Source organism: Variovorax boronicumulans, from assembly GCF_019352895.1.
Taxonomy (GTDB): domain Bacteria; phylum Pseudomonadota; class Gammaproteobacteria; order Burkholderiales; family Burkholderiaceae_C; genus Variovorax; species Variovorax boronicumulans_A.
This window is the reverse complement of the sequence record NZ_JAAAFX010000006.1, coordinates 1-300: the sequence shown is the minus strand read 5'-3', so window position 1 is coordinate 300 and position 300 is coordinate 1. Positions and strand designations below refer to the sequence as shown.

Annotated in this window: 1 pseudogene; it reads right to left on the bottom strand. The window is 67.3% G+C overall.

What is annotated here, in order from left to right:
• Nucleotides 1-300, bottom strand: a pseudogene (locus K0H49_RS14965) (IS481 family transposase); the annotation flags it as partial.

Sequence of the window (300 nt, the reverse complement as noted above, 5' to 3'; positions counted from 1 at the left end):
CTTGGTCTCGTCGGGGTACACCCGCGTGAAGGCCAGGCGACTGTGGTCGTCCACAGCCACGAAGACGAAGTCCCAGCCGACGTTTCGGGCACGCTGCGTCCGGTCGCCGGTGATGCGGTGGCCGACCTTGTCGAAGCGCCCCAGCTTCTTGATGTCGATGTGCAGCAGTTCGCCAGGGTTGTCGCGCTCGTAGCGTTGCACCGGCTCGTCCGGGCGCAGGTCGCTCAGTCGAGACAGCCCGGCACGACGCAGCACGCGGCTGACGGTCGCCCTGGACACGCCCATGTAAGAGGCGATGCG